General features: G+C 60.8%; 14 protein-coding genes and 1 pseudogene. 7 read left to right on the forward strand and 8 right to left on the reverse strand.

All coding sequences use genetic code 11. The features are described from left to right. Positions 1-196: hypothetical protein (locus tag WAW39_RS19770; RefSeq protein WP_422320886.1), on the forward strand; the 196-nt coding region annotated here is incomplete at its 5' end. A gap of 116 nt (positions 197-312) precedes the next feature. Here WAW39_RS19770 and WAW39_RS19775 read toward each other — a convergent pair. The 5 genes from WAW39_RS19775 to WAW39_RS19795 are packed head-to-tail and all read right to left on the reverse strand — an operon-like array spanning position 313 to position 8,210. Further along, positions 313-1,755, reverse strand: a complete 1,443-nt coding sequence (locus WAW39_RS19775; RefSeq protein WP_422320887.1) for a Gfo/Idh/MocA family oxidoreductase — start codon at positions 1,753-1,755, stop codon at positions 313-315. Positions 1,756-1,798: 43 nt separating this feature from the next. Continuing rightward, entirely contained in the window at positions 1,799-3,064 is a 1,266-nt protein-coding gene (locus WAW39_RS19780) for a hypothetical protein (protein ID WP_422320888.1), read from the reverse strand. A 22-nt stretch (positions 3,065-3,086) separates the two neighbouring features. Further along, complete coding sequence (locus WAW39_RS19785; protein ID WP_422320889.1) at positions 3,087-4,352, reverse strand: hypothetical protein; 1,266 nt, start codon at positions 4,350-4,352, stop codon at positions 3,087-3,089. Continuing rightward, on the reverse strand, positions 4,352-5,734 hold the full coding sequence (locus WAW39_RS19790) for a DUF1552 domain-containing protein (RefSeq protein WP_422320890.1): 1,383 nt from the start codon (positions 5,732-5,734) through the stop codon (positions 4,352-4,354). Before WAW39_RS19790 ends, WAW39_RS19785 begins: the two co-directional genes overlap by 1 nt. Positions 5,735-5,765: 31 nt before the next feature. Further along, positions 5,766-8,210, reverse strand: a complete 2,445-nt coding sequence (locus WAW39_RS19795; protein WP_422320891.1) for a DUF1592 domain-containing protein — start codon at positions 8,208-8,210, stop codon at positions 5,766-5,768. A gap of 266 nt (positions 8,211-8,476) precedes the next feature. Between WAW39_RS19795 and WAW39_RS19800 the strand changes: the two genes are divergently transcribed. The 6 genes from WAW39_RS19800 (at position 8,477) to WAW39_RS19825 (ending at position 18,742) form a co-directional block, all read left to right on the forward strand. Next, on the forward strand, positions 8,477-10,636 hold the full coding sequence (locus WAW39_RS19800) for a TonB-dependent receptor (protein ID WP_422320892.1): 2,160 nt from the start codon (positions 8,477-8,479) through the stop codon (positions 10,634-10,636). Positions 10,637-10,643: 7 nt separating this feature from the next. After that, entirely contained in the window at positions 10,644-14,582 is a 3,939-nt protein-coding gene (locus tag WAW39_RS19805; RefSeq protein WP_422320893.1) for a cobaltochelatase subunit CobN, read from the forward strand. Then, positions 14,579-15,178 carry a MotA/TolQ/ExbB proton channel family protein gene (locus WAW39_RS19810; protein ID WP_422320894.1) on the forward strand — a complete coding sequence of 200 codons (600 nt, stop codon included), beginning with the start codon at positions 14,579-14,581 and terminating at the stop codon, positions 15,176-15,178. Before WAW39_RS19805 ends, WAW39_RS19810 begins: the two co-directional genes overlap by 4 nt. Continuing rightward, positions 15,175-15,498 carry a DUF2149 domain-containing protein gene (locus tag WAW39_RS19815; RefSeq protein ID WP_422320895.1) on the forward strand — a complete coding sequence of 108 codons (324 nt, stop codon included), beginning with the start codon at positions 15,175-15,177 and terminating at the stop codon, positions 15,496-15,498. Before WAW39_RS19810 ends, WAW39_RS19815 begins: the two co-directional genes overlap by 4 nt. Positions 15,499-15,938: 440 nt before the next feature. Beyond that, entirely contained in the window at positions 15,939-18,194 is a 2,256-nt protein-coding gene (locus tag WAW39_RS19820) for a DPP IV N-terminal domain-containing protein (RefSeq protein ID WP_422320896.1), read from the forward strand. Positions 18,195-18,271: 77 nt separating this feature from the next. Then, positions 18,272-18,742 carry a hypothetical protein gene (locus WAW39_RS19825; RefSeq protein ID WP_422320897.1) on the forward strand — a complete coding sequence of 157 codons (471 nt, stop codon included), beginning with the start codon at positions 18,272-18,274 and terminating at the stop codon, positions 18,740-18,742. A 36-nt stretch (positions 18,743-18,778) separates the two neighbouring features. Here WAW39_RS19825 and prfA read toward each other — a convergent pair whose 3' ends face one another. The 3 genes and pseudogenes from prfA to WAW39_RS19840 form a co-directional block, all read right to left on the reverse strand. Further along, complete coding sequence (prfA, locus tag WAW39_RS19830; protein ID WP_422320898.1) at positions 18,779-19,858, reverse strand: peptide chain release factor 1; 1,080 nt, start codon at positions 19,856-19,858, stop codon at positions 18,779-18,781. A gap of 172 nt (positions 19,859-20,030) precedes the next feature. Then, positions 20,031-20,300, reverse strand: coding sequence for a 50S ribosomal protein L31 (gene rpmE / locus WAW39_RS19835; protein ID WP_422320899.1), 270 nt, complete (start codon positions 20,298-20,300; stop codon positions 20,031-20,033). 130 nt (positions 20,301-20,430) lie between these two features. Beyond that, a pseudogene (locus tag WAW39_RS19840) lies at positions 20,431-20,654 on the reverse strand (ISAs1 family transposase); the annotation flags it as partial.

Genomic DNA, 20,654 nt, shown 5'->3' on the forward strand with positions numbered 1-20,654 from the left:
CTTCACCTGGATGTTCGAGGCCTTTGCGGTGGCGGTGCTGCAAAGCGCGGCCAGCACCCAGGAGGCCTGCGCCCTGCTGGACATAGGCTGGGAGGCGGCCCAGCGACTCATGGAGCGCGCCGTGGCAGGGAGTGGCCTCTGGACTGACGCGATCAGTCCAGAGGTGCTATTCGTTCGTATACTGGAGCATTTTTAAATTCTGACGCAGCCAATCAGAAGACTGTGACAAGTGCGATGTACACGGTCCGTTGGTCTGGGGTGATCGGGCAGCGCTGGCCGACAGACAGGAGTGTCTGTCGTACTCAAATCCCTTTATGCCAGCTTGTAGCAGTCGGCCCACTCGGCGCGTGGGGGCGGGCCTGCGAGGCGTGCGTTGGCGGCGTCGTTGTTGATGAAGCGCTTGGTCTTCGGATCGAACTGAAGATCGACGTTCAGATACTCGGCGATGGTGCCCAGATTGAGCACCTGGGTGAGCACGCCGGCGACGCTGAATGGGGACTCGGTTTTGCCATTGCCCATGCAGGCCTGGATGAAGCTCTGGAAGTGATTGTGCTTCGGCGGATGGAGGGCCATGGCGTCCTTGAACTCCACCATCTTGGCGCGTGGATACACGATGGAATGGCGGTCATGGGAGCCGCGCTGAACGATGTAGTCGTTCTGTTTCCGATAGAGCAGGGAGCCGGCGCTGCCGAGATTTGGGGTGATCAATTTGCCGTCCGAGTCGCGATCGAGGAATTTTTCCGCGAGGTCGATCTTGGTGTCGCCGCCGGCTTTCCAGTGCAGCTCCACGGCGGGCAGTTTCTCGCCGCGCTCAGGGAATTCAAAGCGGATGTCTGAGCTCAGCGGGTAGCTGATTTGGTTGTAGTCTGCGAGCGCCAGGGGGGTGATTCGCGTGGGCAGGCCGAGCTTGAGGTGATCATGGACGAAATCGATGATGTGCGCGCCCCAGTCGCCGAACATGCCGCCGCCGTAGAGGTGGAAGCCGCGCCAGTTGAAGGGGTGATACATCTTGCTGAAAGGCTTCAACTCCTGCGGGCCGCACCAGAGATCCCAGCTCTTGAGGGACTCGGGCATCGGCTCTTCGGGCGGATAGCCTTTGATGAGCGCGCGCTCGGCTGCGTTCATGAACCACAGCGAAGGCGACTTCCAGGCGTCGATCTTCACGATGTCATCGACGATGCCTGCGGCGAGCATTTGCTTGAACTGCTCCGCACCGGCGGAGGTGTGGCCTTGGTTGCCCATCTGGGTGACCACCTTGAACTTCTTCTCCGCGCGCATGAGGATTTCCGCTTCCTCAAAGGTGTGGGTGAGGGGTTTCTCCACATACACATGCTTGCCCAGTGCCATGGCGTGAATGGCGGCGGTGAAGTGGGTGTGGTCAGGTGTGACGACGCTGACGGCGTCGATGTCTTTGCCCATCTTGTCGAGCATCTCGCGGAAGTCGTGAAAGCGCTTCACGTCCGGGAAGGCCTGCAGGTTCTTCTCCAAGCCCTTGGCGGTGACGAAATCGACGTCCGTGAATGCCACAGGGACGGCTGCGCCTCCTTCGGTGAGCCCGGGAATGACACTGCCTGCACGTCCGCCGATGCCAATGCAGCCGAGATTGATGCGTCGGCTCGGTGGCAGCTTCGGATTGTCCGCGGCGCGTGCGCTGGTCAGGTAAGCAGGCAGGAAATTGAAACTCAATCCTGCGGCGACGGATTGTTTGACGAAACTGCGGCGAGTTGGGGCGGGGGAGCTTGCAGGTGTGTTCATGGTTTGGAAAGGGGGCGAGAGTATAATGAAGAAAGTGAAGGCCTCAATACTTGGGGAAGATGCTTGGTGTGGGGAAGCGGTCTTCGAGGCTGAAGTTTCCGCTGTCGAGGTACTCTTCCCGTGGCAGGTGGAGATCGGGCCAGGCTGCGGGGCGGATGCGGACGATGCGGGTGGGGCGGAGGCCTTCGGTGATGAGGTCAGTCTCAAAACGGATCTGGATGCCGCTGCTACCGAGGGGGGCGTCTCCGGGTGTTTGGGTGACATCGAGGATGGAGCCGCGTGCGGCCATCTGGGAAGGGCCTGCGGTGCCGCCTTCGGTGTGCTTCAAGGTGTTCTCGGCTCCATTCACCAGCACGGCGCTGCGCTGCTGGAAATCGGCGTAGAGGGCGGGGTCCATGCCGCCGAAGAGGGTGGCGGTCACCGTGGCGCGGCCGAACTTGCCGTACTCCACGGCGTCCACCCAGGCGGGCATCCAACGACTGCGGATGAAAGTTCGGTGGGACTCTGTCTGGCTTAGTGCGGCGCGCTGCGTGGCGGCATCGTCCAGCCAGATGTCCGAGATGTGGAAGCGGGTGAACACAGCGCCGGGCGTGGGCTTCCACATGAGGCCGAGCAGGACGGACTGGCTGCCGACCGATTTTTTGCCGCTGCCGGGCCAGATGCCCTCAGCGATGAGGTCTGCCGGTGCCAGGCATTCACGTCCACGCCAGATGCGAGTGGCGGCGTCGAAGGTCAGGGTTTCCTCGGTGGCCTTGGTATCTGCGCCAGCTTTGGGCTCGCGGCTGGCGGTGATCACTCCTTCGTTGTTTTTGAGATCGAGTTCTTTGAGTTTCCAGACCAAGCCCTCGCGCAGGCAGTGGCTGGGCTCGTCTTCGAGCAGGAGGACGTGGTTCTCGGCGGGGGCGATGCCGATGCCACGACTGTGGTTTGCGTCTTTGTCCTTGTTGTTCACCGGCAGCACCGGCACGGCGGAGATCTGCGGGTCGGGCGGAAGAAAGGCCCGGACGTGGAGGACGGTGCCGAGCGGGATGTCCCGCAGGTCCGCCGGTGCGCCATGATAGCAGACCATGCCATAAGGCAGCATGGCGAAGGGGTGGGGATCGTTCCTGCGAAACACGCCATTCCCCGCCACGCGGATGCTGCCGCGACGGTTGGCATGATCCACGAAGACCAGCTCGCCCCGGTAGGAGTGGGCTTTTTCCAAAGGTGGAAACTTGCCCGCCACAGGCCGGAAGGGTTCGTCTGCGGCAGGTGCGGTGGTGCTGAGCACGCACCCAAGGGCGGTGAGAAGGGTGGCGGCGAATCTCATGTCTTTGATGCTTCGTTCCGACTCAGTATTTCGTGAAGATGGATGGGGAAGGGAAGCGCTCGTCGATGCTGGTGGAGCCGTCGCTGAGGTATTCTTCGCGGGGAACGTTGACGAGGGGCCAGATGTTGGGGCGGACACGCACCGTCCTGCCGGGGCGAATGCCTTCAATGATGAGGTCGGTCTCAAAACGGACTTGGATGCCGCTGCTGCCAAGTGGGGCTTCGCCCGGTGTCTTGATGACTTCCTGCAGAGTGCCGCGCGAGGCCATGTGTCCGGGGCCGTAGGCGCCATGGGTGTGCTTCAAGGTGTTTTCGACTGCGTTCATCATGGCGGTGCTGCCTTTGGTGAAATCGGCGTAGAGGGCGGCGTCCATGCCGCCGAACAGGGTGGCGGTGATTGTTGCGCGGCCGAACTTGCCGTACTCGACGGCATCGATCCATGCGGGCATCCAGCGGCTGCGGATGAAGGCCTTGTGTGTTTCCGCCTGGTGGTGGGCGCTGCGCTGCATGGAGGCATCATCCAGCCAGATGTCCGAGATGTGAAAGCGGGTGAAAATGCCATCCGGTGTGGGTTTCCAAGTGATGCCGAGCTGCACGGCCTGGCCACTAAGGGATTTCTTTCCTTCAGCGGGCCATGTGCCCTCGGCAATTAACTCTTCGATCCCGAGGACTTCCTTGCCGCGCCAGACGCGTGTGGCGGCATCGAAGGTCAGTTTTTCCTCTGCGGCTTTGTTGTCCCCACCTTGCTTGGGTTCACAGCTGGCGATGATCATGCCCTCGTTGTTTTTGATGTCGAGGTCTTTGAGTTTCCAGACCAGCCCCTCGCGCTGGCAGTGGCTGGGCTCGTCTTCGAGGAACAGGACGTGGTTCTCGGCGGGCAGGATGCCGGCGCCGCGATTGTGGTTGGCGTCGAGGGTCTTGTTGTTGACCGGCAGCACCGGCACGGCGGAGGTCTTGGGGTCCGGGGGGAGGTAGGCGCGGACGTGCAGCACGGTGCCGAGCGGGATGTCCCGCAGATCCGCCGGTGCGCCGTGATACCGCACAATACCATAAGGCAGCATAGCGAAGGGATGCGGATCGTTGCGGAAAAACATGCCCGAGCCCTGCACGCGAAGGCTGCCGCGGCGGGTGGCGTGATCCACAAACACAAGCTCGCCGCGGTAGGTGTGGGCTTTGTCCAGAGGAGGGAACTTGCCCGCCTCGGGGCGGAAGGGCGCGTCCTCCGCAGATGCGGTGCATGCACCGAGACCAAGGAACGAGGACCCCAGAACGAGAAGAAAGTGTTTCATCATAGCGAGATCACTTGATTGCTGTCGCCAAACTGGTCGATCTCCACGCCGAAGCGCTGGGCCATGAGGAGGAGGAGATTGCTCATGTGGGCGTCGGAGTTGGCGGGGCGGCTGCAGAGCTGGTAGTGCGCGGTGGTCAGCGCGCCGTCTGCGCCGAGCGCGTAACCTTGGAAGCTGGTGCTCTTTTTGTTGAAGTCGAGATGGCTGCCATGCTTGAGGCCGAGGTCCGTGCCGCCGGCGAACACCAGCGGGAGGTTGGCGTTGCCGTGGCTATGGCCGTAGGACATGCCGCTGCCGAAGAGTGCCATGGTGGTGCCCAGAAGCGGCTTGCCACTGAGGTCATTCGTCTCCGCGAGGCGGGTGAGGAAGTAGCCGAACTGCTCGATGGCGAAGGTGTCATAATTGGTGAGCTTCTCCATGTAGCCGAAATCGCCGCCGTGGTGGCTGAGCTGATGGCGCGACTCAGTGATGCCGATCTCAGGAATGGAGATGGCGTCTCCCTCACCGCCGAGACTGAAGGTGGCCACGCGTGTGACATCCGTTTGGAAGGCGAGCACCATGAGGTCATAGACCGTGCGGAAGTAATCGCCCGCACGGGTGGCAGCGATGTCGCGGTTGGTGCGCTGGCGATCGGCTTCAGAAATCACGGGCAGGGGAGTGTCGAGCCAGGCATCGGCCCGGCGCGTACGGATTTCCGCCTCACGCACGGATGTGAGATACTGTTCCAAACGGCCCTTGTCCGCCGAGCCCATCTTTTTCTCGAGCTGGCGCACTTCCGCGAGGTTGGCGTCCAGCACGCTGCCCTTGCGGCGCAAGGCTCTGCGCTGGACTGCTTTTCCGCCTTTCGGCTCTTCAAAGAGGGAGGCGAAAATCTCACTGCAACGACGCATCGCGGGCAGGCGCACACCGTCCGCCGTCCACGCGAGGGAGTCCTGCGTGATGGCGACTTCCATGGAGGGGTAGCGTGTGTGGGGCGCGGAGACCTCGGCCATCTTTTGGTCCACGGAGATGGTGTTGCGGTCAGACGGGCCCAGCTTGCCGCCGGTGAGCCAGACGGAAATGCAATTGTGGTGATGGCTCAGCGCTCCCGGGTGATGGAGACCGCTGATGGGCGTGATGACTTCACGATGCTTCTCCAAAGGCTTCAGCGAGCGGGAGAACTGATAGTCTTTTCCTGCCGTGGTGATCTGGTAGTTCAGCGAGTGCACGCCATTGGCCAGATAGATGAAGGCGCTGCGCTTGGGCGTGGCCGTGATCTTTTCCGCTGCCGCCGCCTTCAGCGGCACCATGCACTCAAGCAGGGGAAGCGAGATGAAGCTGCCCAGCGCCTTGAGAGCGTGGCGGCGGTCGATCAGCCAGTTTTGGGAGAGGTAGTTGCTCATGGTATGATTAGGTGGCGTGATAGTGGTCGGGTCAGCGTTTGCGGATGAGGTCGGAAAGGGCGACGGCGCGGATGATGTCTTTAATACGATAGCCGTTCTTCTTGGCTTCTGCCTGGATGGCTTTGAGGTCGTCTTGATCGTCGAAGGAAAGGGCGCGGCGGAGGCCGTAGGTGCAGAGGTGCTCGATGAAGGCGAGGGCGACTTCATCGCGATCTTCGAGCAGCAGGCGTTTGAATTCGGCGGCGTCCTTGAAGGCACGGCCGTCGGGCATGGTCCCAGATGGATCGATTAAGGGATCTTCGCCGACACCGGCGGGGACTTTTTCACGGGTGCGCCACTGGCCGATGGCATCGTAGTTGTCCCAGGCGAGGCCGAGCGGATCAATCTTCGCATGGCAGGCGGCGCAGTTCGCATCACTGCGGTGGGCTTCGATCTTTTGGCGGAGGGTTGCCTTGGGGCTTTGCGCCGTTGGGGGTTCAATGGCGGGCACGTTCGCCGGAGGTGGGGGCGGCGGCTTGCCGAGGACGACCTCGCTCAGCCAGACGCCGCGATGCACGGGACGATGGCGCGTGCCGTCGGAGGTCAGCCCGAGCACCGCGCCCATGGTGAGCAGCCCGCCACGACGATCTTCGGGCTTCAGCGACACACGCTGGAAGGCGCCGGACTTGGGCTCCGGCAATCCGTAGAATTCACAGAGCCGGGCATTGGCCATGGTCCACTGGGAATCAATGAAACTGTCGAGGGAGAGGTTCTTGCTATACATCTCGCGGAAGAACTCCACCGGCTCCGAGCGCATGCTTTCTTCCAGCCACGCGTCATAGGCTGGGTAGAGCTTCTTGTCCGGCGGGAACATGCCCACGCGGTTCAGTTGCAGCCACTGGCGCGCGAAGTCGTCGATGAAGCGGCTGGCTTTGGTGTCTGCGAGCATGCGATCCACTTCTTTCGCGAGGGCATCGCCCTTCAGCGCGCCGCCTTTGGCTGCGGTGGAGAGCGCAGCATCCGGCATCGAACTCCAGAGGAGGTAGGAAAGCCGGGTGGCGAGTTCTGCGTCGGTGAGCTGCTCGCGGGCCACGGTGTCGCCCTCGACGATGTAGATGAAGTGCCGGGAGGTCAGCACTCCCTGCAGCGCGACGCGATAGGCGTCGGCCATCTTTTCACCTGCCGCGCGTTCATCAGCGTAGGATTTCAAATACTCCGCCAGCTCTTCGGTCTTCACCGGACGACGCCAGGCGCGCTCGGCGAAGCGCTGCAAATGCTCTGCGACCACTTCAGGCGTGGCATCATCAGGCGGCAGCACATCCTTGCGCCGTGCTTTTTCCGCGTCCGACACCAGCGGGCCCTCCCATTCGATCCAATCGAGCAGCACGGTGGAGAAAAGGCCGTTTCCTTTGTCGTCGAACATCTGCGGTGCGTTCGGGTTCAGGAGCGTGGTCTCGCTGCTGTGGGTGAAAATGTATCCGCCCCGGCTGCTGAGCGCATTGCGGAAGGCGGCGCCCTGCCGGCGGTCCACCACATCCGTGGCCACCACGCAGAAGTCCAGTGTTGCGGGCATTTCGAGAAACACCTCGAACTCATAGACCTGTGGATTGTCTTCCGTCGCGGTGATGTCGAACTCCACCATGCCATCCACGGTCTCTTCACCCGTGCGCTTGCCGATGCTCAGGTGGGCGGTCTGGCCACCGAGCGGGCGGATGCCGCTGGCCTGGATGCGCAGCTTGTAGAGCCCGCTGTGCTCCGGCCCGACCTTGCCGAACCAGTTGGGCGAAAGCGCATTTTGAGTGTTGCCAGGAAACATCAGGTAGCGCAGCGGGCGCTTGATGCCGAAGCGGTCCAGCGCCGCCTGCTGGTCCTTGCCGCCGTTGTAGCGGATATCGGCTGCGGTCTTGTGGACTTTGCGCGCCTCGGCCGAGGAGGCCGTGGGAAAGGCGCGGTCCAGCACCAGTTCTGCAGCGCGGTAGTAGCGATCCACATGCGACGGCGAGAGCGAGAGCTCCGAGCCGATGCGCTCAAAACCGTGCCACAGCGTGTCCTCATTCAGCTCCCCGGGTTTGGCGGGATCATAGCGCACGCCGAGAAGATCATAGACGGTGTTTTGATACTCCTTCCGGCTGAGACGATACAGCGCCACTGCAGGCCGGGCCGCCATACGCGCCGCACGGCCCTCCTTGATGTGAGCATCAAGGCTCGTCACAAATGCCGCGATCTCCTCCTGCGTCGGTTGTTTTTCCTTCTTGGGGGGCATCTCGCCGGAATTGACCTGCTCGATCATCTCCGCCCAGTGATGGGTGTCGGCACCCAGTTTGAAATCGCGCGAGAGCTGGTCGATCCGCAAATCTCCCTTCTCCTTCTTGGGTCCATGACAGCTGATGCAGTGTTTCTGCAAGAAGGCGTCATACGGCTCGGCTGCGCGGACGGCGTCCGGCAGGCCAGAGGTGACGATGAGGAAGGTGGAGAGGCTGAAAACGTAACGGGTCATGGAGTCTTGAGCAATACGTGGCCGGCTCAGTCTTTGTGCGACGACCCCGAGTTTTCGGGGGGGGGCGGCGCGGTTGAGATTCGTTTAACGAGCCTTCTGGGGCAATGTTGCTGCTGCCGGGATGGAAAGGAATGGTTCCTTCACCATCCTCCAGTGGGCAATTTTTGTCCATACCTGCACTTTCAAACAGCGCCCGTATTGCACCTTCTCCCAGTGCTGCCAAAGCGTGGGGAATGGTTGTCTCCCATTTTCGTTTTCCCCGACTGATGTTTTCGCTGAGCGCGCTCCTTGCGGCGCATTTGCAGGCGGCTGAAAAGCCGAAGAAGAATGAGGCCGAAGAACTGCCGACGATGGTGATCACGGCGTCCCGCACGGCGCAGGATCAGAAGAAGGTGCCGCAGTCCACCAATGTGGTGGAGCAGAAGCGCATCGAGCGGTTTCAGGCGACCAGCCCCTCTGAGATGCTGCAGGAGCAGCCGGGGGTGTGGGTGAATCAGGTGGCGGCGCAGGGATCGCCGGTGATCCGCGGCCAGATGGGGAACAAGCTGGTGTATCTCTGGGATGGCGTGCGCATCAACAACGGCGGGATCTTTTCGGGGCCGAATCCGTTCTTCAATCAGTTTCCCATCGATGCGGTGGGTCGCATGGAAGTGGTGCGTGGTGCAGGTTCCGTGCAGTATGGCAGCGATGCCATCGGCGGGGTGATCAATGTGTTTTCCAAGCGCGGGGAGTTTTCCGAAAGCCTGAACGTGGGCGGAGATGTATACTCGCGCTACGGGAGCAACAACACGGAGTTCACCAATGCGATGAATGTGCACGCGAGCAATGACATGTGGGCGTTTGCGGCGGGGTGGTCGGTGCAGGATGCGGGGAATTATCACACCCCCACTGGCCCCTTGCAGCCCACCAGCTTTCATACCAGCGGCGGGTATGCGAATCTGGCGTTTCAGCCGGTGAAGGGGCATGTGTTTCGCCTGTCATGGGTGGGGAATGAGCGCACGGATGTGAGCAGCTATGTGCAGTCAAAGCTCAATGCGAACGGTGTGCCGCGCATCTACAGTCCGCTGGAGCGCCGTGGCATTGTGAAGATGGACTACACCGCACAGGATCTGGGATTCCTGAGTGATGAGCTGAAGGTGTACGGCTACTACCAGTACTACGATCAGATGCGCGAGCGGCGGGTGCAGACGGCGACACAGTTTAACAACACCATCACGAATTCAGACCAGGACGTGTGGGGCGTGGGCATTCAAAATGCGGCGACGTTTGGCCGGAACAAGAACACGCGGCTGGTCTATGGCATGGACTACCGGCATGAGAATCTGTCTTCGGCGCAGATGCTGAATTCCACCGTGCTGGCCACCGGCGTTACCACCGTTTCCCAGCCTGCGGGCATCACACCGGACGGCACGTATGAGGTCTTTGACACTTTCGTGACGCTGGACTTCAAGCCGGTGGAAAAGCTGCTGATGAATGTGGGTGCGCGCTATGAGAACACGCATCTGCAATCGAGGCCAGAGGCGCTGGATGTGATTCCCGGGGCGGGCTACACGGTGAATGATCTGGCATCGAACAAGTACTGGAACGCGGTGACGTGGAACGTGGGTGCCGTTTATCAGGCGACCAAATCCTTCGATCTGGTGGCGAATGTGGCCACGGGCTTTCGTTCGCCCACCTACAGCGATCTGCTGAGCGCGGGGACACCGGTGTTTTCCAGCCTGACGGCATCGCTGCCCAGCACGATGATCAATCCGGAGAAGAGCATCACGTATGAGTTTGGTGCGCGCGTGCACACGGAAAAGCTCAAGGGATCGCTGACGGGATACCTGACGAAGCTTTCAGATCTGATCACGTCCACGACTTCAGGCACGGTGGTGATCAGTGGGACAACTTACAATGCGACGCGGAATTCGAATTCGGCGCAGGGTTACATCACCGGCGTGGAGTTTGCGCTGAGCTATGATCTGGACCGGCATTTCACGATCTTTAACAACACGACGTGGACCTATGGCCAGAACCAGTCGCAGAATGTGCCGCTGCGTTTCATTCCGCCGTTGTACGGGAATTTTGGTGTGCGCTTTGAAAGCGACGAGAAGCGCTACTGGGTGGAGCTCTCCGAGCTGTGGGCGGGGCCGCTGATCCGGCACAATCCGAGCGATGAAATCGATGCGGGTTTCTCCACCGATCCGGCCTACGGATCTTCCAGCGCGACCAACCCGCCGATCAATCAGAACTTCCAAATCCCGGGTTTCTTTGTGACGAACATCCGCACCGGGTGGAAGGTCTGGGAAGAGGGAAATCGTTCGTTCTCGCTCACCGTGAATCTGAACAATGTCTTCGACACCAAATACCGCCAGGCATACTCCCAGCAGCAGCGCCAGGCGGCGGGCTTCAATGTGGTGGTGGGCGGACGTCTTACTTTCTGAGCGAGTCATGCGTGGCATCTTCTGCTGGCTGGGTTGTTTCCTGCTTCTGGCCGGGCAGATAGTTGCTGCGGAGCCGCTGGACTGGGCCTTCATCGGTGTGTGGGATCGCTCCATGCCGCAGGTGGAGGCCGCGTGTCGTGAGAACGGCATTCGTGCGGAGTTTTTCAAAGGGCAGAAATTCAATGAGACGCAGAAGGCGGAGCTGGCGGCGCGGTTTCGGCTGGTGTTTGTACTGAATCTGGAGGCGGAGCAGGCGCCTGCACTCACGCAAAGGCTCAAGGAGTCGCGTGCGCTGAATGCTGAGCAGCGGGTGATTCCGCTGGATACGCGTGGCAGCCAGATGGATCTCGAAAAAGCGGGGCTGCTCCTCAAAGACGAAGCCGTGCCGGCGTACTGGCGGCCCAATGGCACGGTGAACGTGCGTAGGCTGATCCGCTACTGTATGGTGAAACACTGCGGTCAGCCGGGGGAGATTGAGCCTCCGGTGCTCATCCCGGATTCGGGCTACTATGATCCGGCGCGTGAGGATGCGTTTGCGGAGATCGGTGAGTTCATTGCTTTCAAGCGCGGGAAAAAGCGCTGGGTGGAAGGGGCGTCTGTGGCGGTGCTGCTGCTGCAGCAGTCGTTTTGGATCACGCATGATCTGCGGGTGATCGATGCGCAGATCACTGCACTGGAGAAACGGGGGCTGAATGTGGTGCCGGTGTTTGGTGACCGTGAGGAGAACGTCACGAAGCTCACACGTGCAGCTGCGCCGACGATATTGATTGAGGATCGGCATGGGGCGATGTGGCAGAGCACGGCTTTGCTGAAGGAACTGGATGCTCCGTATCTGCGGCCCATCTCGATGCTGGCCACCACGAATGAGGAATGGCTGAAGGATCCGCGCGGGCTCTCGCACCGGGATGTGGGGATGTTTATGGCGCTGCAGGAGTCCTGGGGCACGCTGGAGCCGGTGGTGGTGGGCGGATTGAAGGAGAACATCCAGGGATTCCGGCTGCATGAGCCGATCCCGGACCGCATCGAGGCCTTTGCCGCACGCGCGGCACGCTGGGCCTCGTTGAAACGCAAGAGCAATGCGGAGAAGAAAATCGCGCTCATCTATTACAATAAAGGACTGGGGCAGGATGACCTGATGCGAGGAAGTCCCACGGGTGGGTTTCTTGACGCGCCGGAGAGTTTCATGCGCTTCCTGCCGCGCATGCAGGAGGCGGGTTTCACGCTGAAGAACACTCCGGCCAACACGACTGCGTTGATTGAATCCATGAAGCGTGGCGGGCGCAACATCGGGCCGTGGGTGCAGGGTGATCTGGAGAAGATGGTGGATGAATCGCAGCCGGTGCTGGTGCCGCTGCATCAGTATGAGCAGTGGTTCAACACGAAGCTCAGCGAAGCGGCGCGGAAGACGATGGTGGAGAAGTTTGGCCCGCCACCGGGACGCATCATGGTGGTGAAGCGCAATGGCGAGCCGCACATCGTTTTGCCGAAGCTGGAGATGGGAAATCTCATCCTCATGCCGCAGCCGGAGCGTGGCGAGAAGCAGGATGAAAACCTGCTGCACAATCGTGATGTGCCGCCGCCGCACAACTACCTCGCCTTCTACTGGTGGCTGGAGGAGGAGTATCATGCGGATGCGATTGTGCATTGGGGCACGCACGGCACGCTGGAACTGCTGCCGGGCAAGGAGGCCGGGCTTTCCAAGGACTGCTGGAGCGACATCTGCGTGGGTCACATGTCGGTGGTGGATCTGTGGATCACGGACAATCTGGGCGAGGCCACGCTGGCTCGCCGACGCTCCTACGCCGCGCTGGTGGATCACCTGCCGCCGCCCACGCTGGCTGCGGGACTCGATGACGAATTCAAGAACCTGCACGAAGACATTCACAAGTTTCGCACGCTGGAGGATGGACTGCTCAAGGAGGAATATCGCAAGCGTGTGAGCCAGCAGGCGCGCGAGGCCAAGCTGCATGGCAGTGGTGCTGAGGTGTTGGATGACGCGGCGGTCACGCGGCTGGATGAGCATCTGCACAATCTCTTTGAGTCACGCACGCCGCTGCGTCTGCACGTGCTGGGGGAAGGACCGCATGAGGCGGAGATGGTGCCGTATCTGGCGCAGATTCTCGGCGAGCCTTTGCTGGATCATCTGGCGGCCACGCGTGGGATTCATCGTGCCGCTTTGGAGCACAAGCAGCAGGATCGCGCCAAGGCGGTGGAATTTCTACGCGCTGCTCTGGATGGTGCGCCGCCTACAGATGTGCGCATGACGGCGGAGCTGGAGAAGGATCTGGAATTTGCACGCGATGCGCGCGCACGCTTGCTGGATGCAGGCAAGGAGCATGCGGGTTTGCTGACCGCGCTGGGTGGTCATTACATCGAGCCGGGTCCGGGACCGGACCCCATCCGTAATCCCGCAACGGCTCCTGGTGGTCGCAATTTGTACTCGCTCAATCCTGAGGAAATCCCGACACGCCCTGCGTGGGAAACAGCGCGCAAGCTGGTGGATGAACTGCTGCGCACGCGCAAGCCGAAGAAGATCGCGATGGATCTCAATGGCATGGAAACGATGCGCGACTTTGGCGTCATGGAGGGGCAGATTCTCGCGCTGCTGGGAGTGCGGCCGATTTGGAATCAGAACAACCTCGTCATCGATGTGGAGCTGATTCCTGCGGAGGAATTGGGTCGGCCACGCGTGGAGGTTTTCATCGCCATGGGTGGTCAGTACAAGGAGAACTTTCCCACGCGTGTGGCGCTGCTGGACAAGGCTGTGCGTCTGGCTGCCACGGCCTCGGAAAGTGTGAATCCGGTGCGCGAAGCGGTGGCGGCCACCAAGGAGCGCCTGCTCAAGCGCGGCTTCTCCGCTGCGCGTGCGGATCAGTTTGCTGCGGCGCGCATCTTTGGCACGAAGCCGGGAAACATGAGCGGGACGCACATCCTCTATCTGGTGCCGCGCTCCGGCGTGTGGGACAAGGACGATGAGATCACCGATGTGTACACCGACAACATGAGCTTTGTGTACACGCAGGACACATGGGGCGAGAAGGTGGACGGGCTGTATGATGAGGCGCTGCAAAACACGGACACCGTGCTGCGCGTGTGGGCTTCCAACATGACGAGCCAGCTTTCCAATCACCACGCCTATGAGTATCTGGGCGGTCTCAGCATGGCAGTGAAGAAGGTTACCGGTAAATCGCCCGCCGCTGTCATCTCTGATGTGCGCGATCCCAGCGGTGCGCGGGTGCGTGATTTCGAAGAAGTGCTGGCGTCCAATTTGAAATCCGAGCTGCTGAACCGACGCTGGCTGGAGGGCATGAAGTCGCATGATTACGCCGGAGCAGGGCACATCGCCGAACTGGTGAAGAACACCTTTGGCTGGTCGGTGACTCGTCGAGAGAGCATCACGCAGGAAACGTGGGATGAGGTGTATGACGTCCTCGTGAAGGACAAGCATAAGCTGAACCTGCCAGAGTGGTTTGAGCGCGTGTCGCCGCATGCCATGCAGGAGATCAGCGCCACGTTGATCGAGGCCGCGCGCAAAGATTTGTGGAAGGCCACTCCGGAGCAGTTGCAGACTTTGACGAAGCTCTATGCGACCTCGGTGAAGGCGCATGGAGACTCGGGTGGTCTTGTCAGCGGTGGGAACACGCGCATGGCGGATTTTGTCAGCGCCAAGCTCACCGCGCCGGGAGATCAGGAATCCGCCGCACTGGCGCAGGAGATGAAGGCAAAGCTGCAGCAAAGCGCCGCTGTACCAGACGCGAAGGTTGAGAAAGTGAGCGGACCGCAAATCGGTGAGGCGAAGGAGCAGGCACCGCCCGCTGAAAGCAAACCGCAACCCGAGGGCCCCGTGCTGGAACCGACGTGGAATTCATTCGCTTGGTTGATCGGAGCCGCTGCTGTGCTTCTGATGGCGTTCGGCTTTTTCAGGAGGGCCGGGTTCACTTCATGAAGCTGCTCGAACAACTCCTATCCCTGATCTCCGAGGCGGTGCTGCTGCCCACGCTGGCGGCCATCATCATCCTCGTGGCGTGGAGCGCCGTGCTGCTGGGCGGGCTTTTGCGTGAGTGGCTGGGGCGTCGGCAGGTAGGGGCTGTCATGACCGCATTGCGGCGTGCGCACGTGGAGGGCGGGGATCAGGTGCGGATGCTGAGCATTCTCAGCACCGCCACCACTGGGCTGCCCGCACGGCTGCATCAGCTCCTCGCGCAATGGGGCGGGGCAGGGGATCTGGCGCATTGTTTGGTGGATCTGGAGATCGAGGTGGCGGCTACGCTGTCGCGACTCACATGGATGACACGCATCGCGCCCATGCTCGGACTCATGGGCACGCTCATTCCGCTTGGGCCGGCGCTCACAGGTCTGGCCTCCGGAGATCTAGCCACGCTTTCGAGCAATCTCGTCGTCGCCTTCACCGCCACCGTCGTGGGTGTGCTGCTGGGCTGCTGCTCCTACACGATGAACCTCGTACGCAAAAACTGGTATCAGCGTGACCTAAGTACACTGGAGCACCTGTTCACGAACGCCAACAAGCCCGTCCTGCCATGAAGAAGCGCCTGTGGGACGAGTCCGAAGGGGATGACCCCGCCGCCGGGCTGATCAATCTCTTTGACGTGTGGATCGCCTTTGCCGCCGCGCTGCTGCTGGCCGTGGTGAGTTTTTTCAATCTGCCCAAGACTGCGCCCACTGCTTCCACGGATGCGCAGGCCGACAAGTCGCCCACGGCGGAGAGCATTGATGCCGCGCGCACGAAGATCGAGCGCTTCCAGGAAAGCAAAGCCAGCAAGAGCGGCGAAGGTGAACGACTGGGCACGGCGTATCGGCTGAAGTCCGGCGAGATCATTTACGTGCGCGACAAGCAGAAGTGAAGCCTGTTTGATGCCTGAGAAAAATGCCCCTCGGTCAAGGTGATGGATCGTGGGTTTGGGGGCTGGGTCTCTGAAGAAAACGCGACAGCGTCTTGGAGTGCGGTGGCAGAGATGCAAGGCGCAAGCCTGCATCGACGACACCGCTTTCGAGGGGTGAGGAATGCGCCTCGGCCTCAGCTCCTCGTCCGGCCTGCGAAAGCGGCGTCGCGCCTAGGCTTGCCGCACGCAGTCCAAGACGCTGTCGCGTTCGCGTAAGTATTGGGCCGGACACAGCCGAGCGGTCATGAAAATGAACGATACACCGGCTTATCCGAGTGCCATTCATACCTGGGAAGTTAAGAATCTCATTCGCTGGAGACAAGCTTTGAGCGAAATGTCGCAGGGTCTGTGCGATTCTAATTCAACGATTGATGCATGGTGGAAATAACGCTTAATGCATCGTGAATCATCGCATTCTTTATCTCCTGCTGGCCGCCACCCACTGGGCAACTCCCGTCCATGCTGCCGCTCCGGTGTCTGGTCCCGCGCAACTGACTCTGGCATCCATCTTCACTGACGAAGAGTACAAGGAGGAGAAACTGGAGACGTTCCACTGGAGCAAGAAGGGGGCGTATTACTTTGCGCTCGAACCGCTCGGCAAGGACAAGGATGGCAAAGACATTCCCGGTAAAGATCTGGTCAGGCATGACGTGGCCACGGGCCTGCAGACGATCATCGCTTCCGCGAAAACTCTGACGGCTCCCGGTGAGAAGAAGCCGCTGAGTGTGGACAGCTTCGAGTTCTTCAAAGACGAGTCGCAGGTGCTGCTGTTTGCCAACACGCGCAAGGTCTGGCGCAAGAACACGCGTGGCGACTACTGGGTGCTGAATGTGGCGACCGGAGCTCTGCGCAAGCTCGGCGGAACTGCCGCGCCCGCGACGCTGATGTTCGCCAAGGTTTCACCCGATGGCAGCCGCGTGGCCTATGTGCACAAGAACAACCTGCTTGTGCAAAGTCTGACGGACATGAAGATCGCTGCGCTGACGGCGGATGGCTCCGCCACACTTATCAACGGCTGTTCCGACTGGGTGAACGAAGAAGAGCTGGACCTGCGCGACGGTTTTCGCTGGAGTCCCGATGGCACGCGCCTGCTGTTCTGGCAGTTCGACACCCAGGACGTGAAGCGCTTCACTTTGGTCAATCATGCGGATGGCCGCTATCCGCGCATCACCTCCTTTCCTTATCCCAAAGCGGGTGAGAAAAACTCCGCTACGCGCCTCGGTGTCGTGTCTGCTGCAGGAGGCGGCATCACATGGATGAACGTGCCCGGAGATCCGCGTGAGCATTACCTGCCCCATGCCGAGTGGACACCGGATGGCAAGGCGGTGCTGCTGCAGCAGTTTAATCGTTTGCAAAACACACTGCATGTCATGCGCGCCGATCCTGCCACGGGTGCCACGCAGCTCGTGCTCACCGAGACGGACAAGGCCTGGGTGGACAACAAAAACAGCATCCGCTGGATCGGTGATGATTTCCTCTGGCTCAGCGAGCGCAGCGGCTGGCGCCATGCCTACCGCGCCACATTGGCGGGTGAAGTGACAGCCATCACGCAGGGTGAGTTTGATGTCATTGACGTCAAACAGGTCGATGCCAAGGGCGGCTGGCTGTACTATTACGCCTCTCCCGCCAATGCCACGCAGCGGTATCTTTATCGCATCAGCCTCAAGGGTGGTGAGCCGCAGCGGCTCTCGCCTGCGGATCAGCCGGGCACGCACAACTATGACATGACCGAGGATTCGCAGTTGGCGGTGCACACGTATTCGACTGCGATTTCGCCACCTGTGATTCAACTGGTCTCGCTACCAGATCATCGCACAATGCATGTGCTCAGGTCGCAGAAGAACCTGCGTGATAAGCTGGCGGCGCTCAAGCTGCCGAAGGTCGAGTTCATGCGCGTGGACATTGGCGGAGGCATTTCGTGCGATGCTCTCTGCATCACCGCGCAGGACATGGACAAGTCGCGCACGCACCCTCTGCTCATGCATGTGTATGGAGAACCCGCTGGGCAGACCGTGCGCGATGCCTGGAGCGGGCAGCGCGGTCTCTGGCACTGGATGCTGGCGCAGCAGGGCTATGTGGTCGCCAGTGCGGACACACGCGGCACACCGAGCCCGCGCGGACGTGACTGGCGCAAGAGCATCCATCTTCAACTCGGCATTTTAAACTCAAAGGAAGAAGCGGCGGCCACGCAGGCATTGCTGCAGCGCTTCACCTTTCTCGACCGCCAGCGTGTGGGCATCTGGGGCTGGAGCGGCGGAGGCAGCAGCAGTCTGGATGCCATCTTCCGCTATCCCGAGCTTTATCAAACTGCCATGGCCGTGGCACCCGTGCCCGACCGCCAGCTCTATGACACCATCTATGAGGAGCGCTACATGGGCCTGCCCAAAGCCAATGCGGAAGGCTATCGGCTCGGCTCTCCCATCACCCATGCGGCGGCTTTGAAGGGGAATCTCCTCATTGTACACGGCACGGGCGATGACAACGTGCACTACCAGGGCACGGAGAAGCTCATCAATGAACTCGTCGCGAAAAACAAACACTTCACCGTCATGCCTTATCCGAATCGTGACCACGCCATCAACACCGGCAAAGGCACCCAGCGACATCTCTATGAGCTGATGACGAACTACCTGCATCAGCATCTGCCCTTGAACTGATTTTCCAGCTTGCCCCGCAGGACACGCGCCTATCAGAACGAGGTTGAATGTTCAAGGGCAGGGCAGAAGATGGCATCATGAATGAGTCCATTTGTCCTCCTGCCACACTGCGCCGCATGACGGTGGTTTCCATGGGGGTGCTGCTTGTCTTTCTGTGCAGTTGTACGCAGGGCCCGGCAGATCCGGGATCAACGTTTCACCAAGGCCTGCAGCGGGATGCTTGGCGGACTCTGTCGGCGTACAACACGGCGCTGTTGGCTCATCGCGAAAGAGTCCGGATAGAAGTCCCTCCCGCCTATTGGGATCAGGGCATCCAGCAGCTGCAACCTGTGAAGGTGTATACGCATCGGGGAAATCTCGTCGTCGTTCAGAGCGTAACCGACGGTGCAGAGCACGGGAAGTACATCGACCTGCCAGTCTCTTCGTTTCATCCCGTCTCCGCATGGTTTTTCCACAAGCACGTCGTGGACGGCTTTGTCTTCCGTCCGGCTTGCGAGACTGGGGTGTTTAATTACACGCGAGCGGCTGCGCCTGTGTACTCGAAGTGATGTGGGGCATAAGGCAGCACGCTGCCTCTGCGATCTTCACGTCAGTCCAGCCTCAGCCAGACGCTCCTTCAGATCACTGGCCAGCAGGGCCTGCAGGATGCCTTCAATGCGGCCTTCCATGAATTGATCGAGGTTGTAGAGCGTGAGCTCGATGCGGTGATCGGTGACGCGGTTCTGCGGGTAGTTGTAGGTGCGGATCTTTTCTTCGCGTCCGCCGCTGCCGATGAGGTTTTTGCGGTTGGCGGAGTATTTGGCGGCTTCTTCCTGCTGCTTCTTTTCCAGCAGGCGTGAGCGCAGAATGCTGAGGGCCTTTTCCTTGTTCTTGATCTGGCTGCGGCCGTCCTGACAGCGGACGATGGTGCCGGTGGGAATGTGCAGCACCTGCACGGCGGAGTCCGTGGTGTTCACGCCCTGACCGCCTGCGCCGGAGGAGCGGCAGACTTCGATGCGGACTTCGTCGGACTTGAGTTCGAAATCGACTTCCTCGGCCTCGGGCATCACGGCCACGGTGGCGGCTGAGGTGTGGATGCGGCCCTGCGCTTCCGTGGCAGGCACGCGCTGCACACGGTGCACACCGCTTTCGTATTTCATGACGCGGTACACGTCTTCACCGCTGATCTTGACGATGACTTCCTTGAACCCGCCGACTTCGGAGGGGCTGGTGTCCAGGGATTCGATCTTCCACCCACGGCCTTCCGCAAAGCGCGTGTACATGCGCAGCAGATCGGCGGCAAACAGGGAGGCTTCATCACCGCCGGTGCCGGCGCGGATTTCGAGAATGATGTCGCGGCCTTCGAGCGGATCGGGCGGCAGGATGGATTCCTGGATGGCCTTTTCGAGATCGACAAGACGCTGCTCCAGCACGGGGATTTCCGCAGCGGCCATCTCGGCGAATTCCTTGTCCTCCTGTGACTTGGCCATGACGCGGCTCTCGGCCAGTTCCACCTGCGTTTTCTCAAACGCATCCCATGAGGTCAGCAGGTTTTGCAGGCTGCGGTGTTCGCGCAGCATGTCGCCCGCCTTCTTGGCATCGTCGTAGAAATTCGGGCGGCCGATGATGTCTTCGAGATCCGCGAAGCGGGTGCGTTTACCGGCGATGACGCCTGAGTAGTCCATGAGGAGGGAGGGGGAAAATGACGAATAACGAAATCAGAATGACGAATGGCGGGTCCGAGCGAGGCCACGGTGGCACCTGAGGGGATCGGCTTTAGGCTGCGCGGAGCGAAAAGAAAAACGGTGTCCAGCACGAGGCATGGACACCGTTTGACTAAAAGGAGGGGGCTGTGAGCTACGCTTCGGCTGGAGCTTCGGCGGCAGCAGGAGCGGCGGCTTCGAGCTTCGGAGCGGTGCGGCGGGCGCGGACGGAACCGTAGCGCTGGGCGAACTTGTCCACACGGCCGGCGGTATCAATGAAGCGCTGTTCACCGGTGAAATACGGGTGGCAGGCGGAGCAGATGCCGATACGGAGGTTTGGCACGGTCGAGATCGTGTTGTACACGGCACCGCAGGTGCAGGTGATCGTCGTCTCGGTGGTCTTGGGATGGATGTTTTCTTTCATGGTGGTGGAGAACCACGTGGTCAGGCGAGGCGCGGAATGCAGCTTTCGCCGGAGCGTGGGGATGAGCAGATTAGTGGAAATTAAGGGATGGTCAAGGGGGGAGTGAAAAGGGGGAATCCGGGGGCAGGGCTTACGCATGAAGCGAGGCGAGGATTTTGAGTCGGAAGGCAGGGGCGAGAGCAGCCCGGCGGCGTTTTCTGCGCAGGCTGAGCTTGGAGGGCTCGTCACGAAGGGCCTTCATGGCCATTTCGCGCAGGATGGAGAGGTTGTGCGCACCATTGTTGTCGCGCACCTGGCAGTGGTCTTCACGGAACGTCACATCCAGCACCCAGTGGCAGCGGTTCTCCACTCCCC

The organism is Prosthecobacter sp., from assembly GCF_049294395.1.
Classification (GTDB): Bacteria; Verrucomicrobiota; Verrucomicrobiia; order Verrucomicrobiales; family Verrucomicrobiaceae; genus Prosthecobacter.

What these genes read in the sequence shown, in the direction of transcription:
- WAW39_RS19780 (WP_422320888.1), bottom strand. Translation starts at nt 3,064, where the DNA reads ATGAGATTCGCCGCCACCCTTCTCACCGCCCTTGGGTGCGTGCTCAGC.
- WAW39_RS19825 (WP_422320897.1), top strand. Translation starts at nt 18,272, where the DNA reads ATGAATGAGTCCATTTGTCCTCCTGCCACACTGCGCCGCATGACGGTG.
- rpmE (WP_422320899.1), bottom strand. Translation starts at nt 20,300, where the DNA reads ATGAAAGAAAACATCCATCCCAAGACCACCGAGACGACGATCACCTGC.
- prfA (WP_422320898.1), bottom strand. Translation starts at nt 19,858, where the DNA reads ATGGACTACTCAGGCGTCATCGCCGGTAAACGCACCCGCTTCGCGGAT.
- WAW39_RS19805 (WP_422320893.1), top strand. Translation starts at nt 10,644, where the DNA reads ATGCGTGGCATCTTCTGCTGGCTGGGTTGTTTCCTGCTTCTGGCCGGG.
- WAW39_RS19790 (WP_422320890.1), bottom strand. Translation starts at nt 5,734, where the DNA reads ATGAGCAACTACCTCTCCCAAAACTGGCTGATCGACCGCCGCCACGCT.
- WAW39_RS19785 (WP_422320889.1), bottom strand. Translation starts at nt 4,352, where the DNA reads ATGAAACACTTTCTTCTCGTTCTGGGGTCCTCGTTCCTTGGTCTCGGT.
- WAW39_RS19810 (WP_422320894.1), top strand. Translation starts at nt 14,579, where the DNA reads ATGAAGCTGCTCGAACAACTCCTATCCCTGATCTCCGAGGCGGTGCTG.
- WAW39_RS19800 (WP_422320892.1), top strand. Translation starts at nt 8,477, where the DNA reads ATGTTTTCGCTGAGCGCGCTCCTTGCGGCGCATTTGCAGGCGGCTGAA.
- WAW39_RS19775 (WP_422320887.1), bottom strand. Translation starts at nt 1,755, where the DNA reads ATGAACACACCTGCAAGCTCCCCCGCCCCAACTCGCCGCAGTTTCGTC.
- WAW39_RS19795 (WP_422320891.1), bottom strand. Translation starts at nt 8,210, where the DNA reads ATGACCCGTTACGTTTTCAGCCTCTCCACCTTCCTCATCGTCACCTCT.
- WAW39_RS19815 (WP_422320895.1), top strand. Translation starts at nt 15,175, where the DNA reads ATGAAGAAGCGCCTGTGGGACGAGTCCGAAGGGGATGACCCCGCCGCC.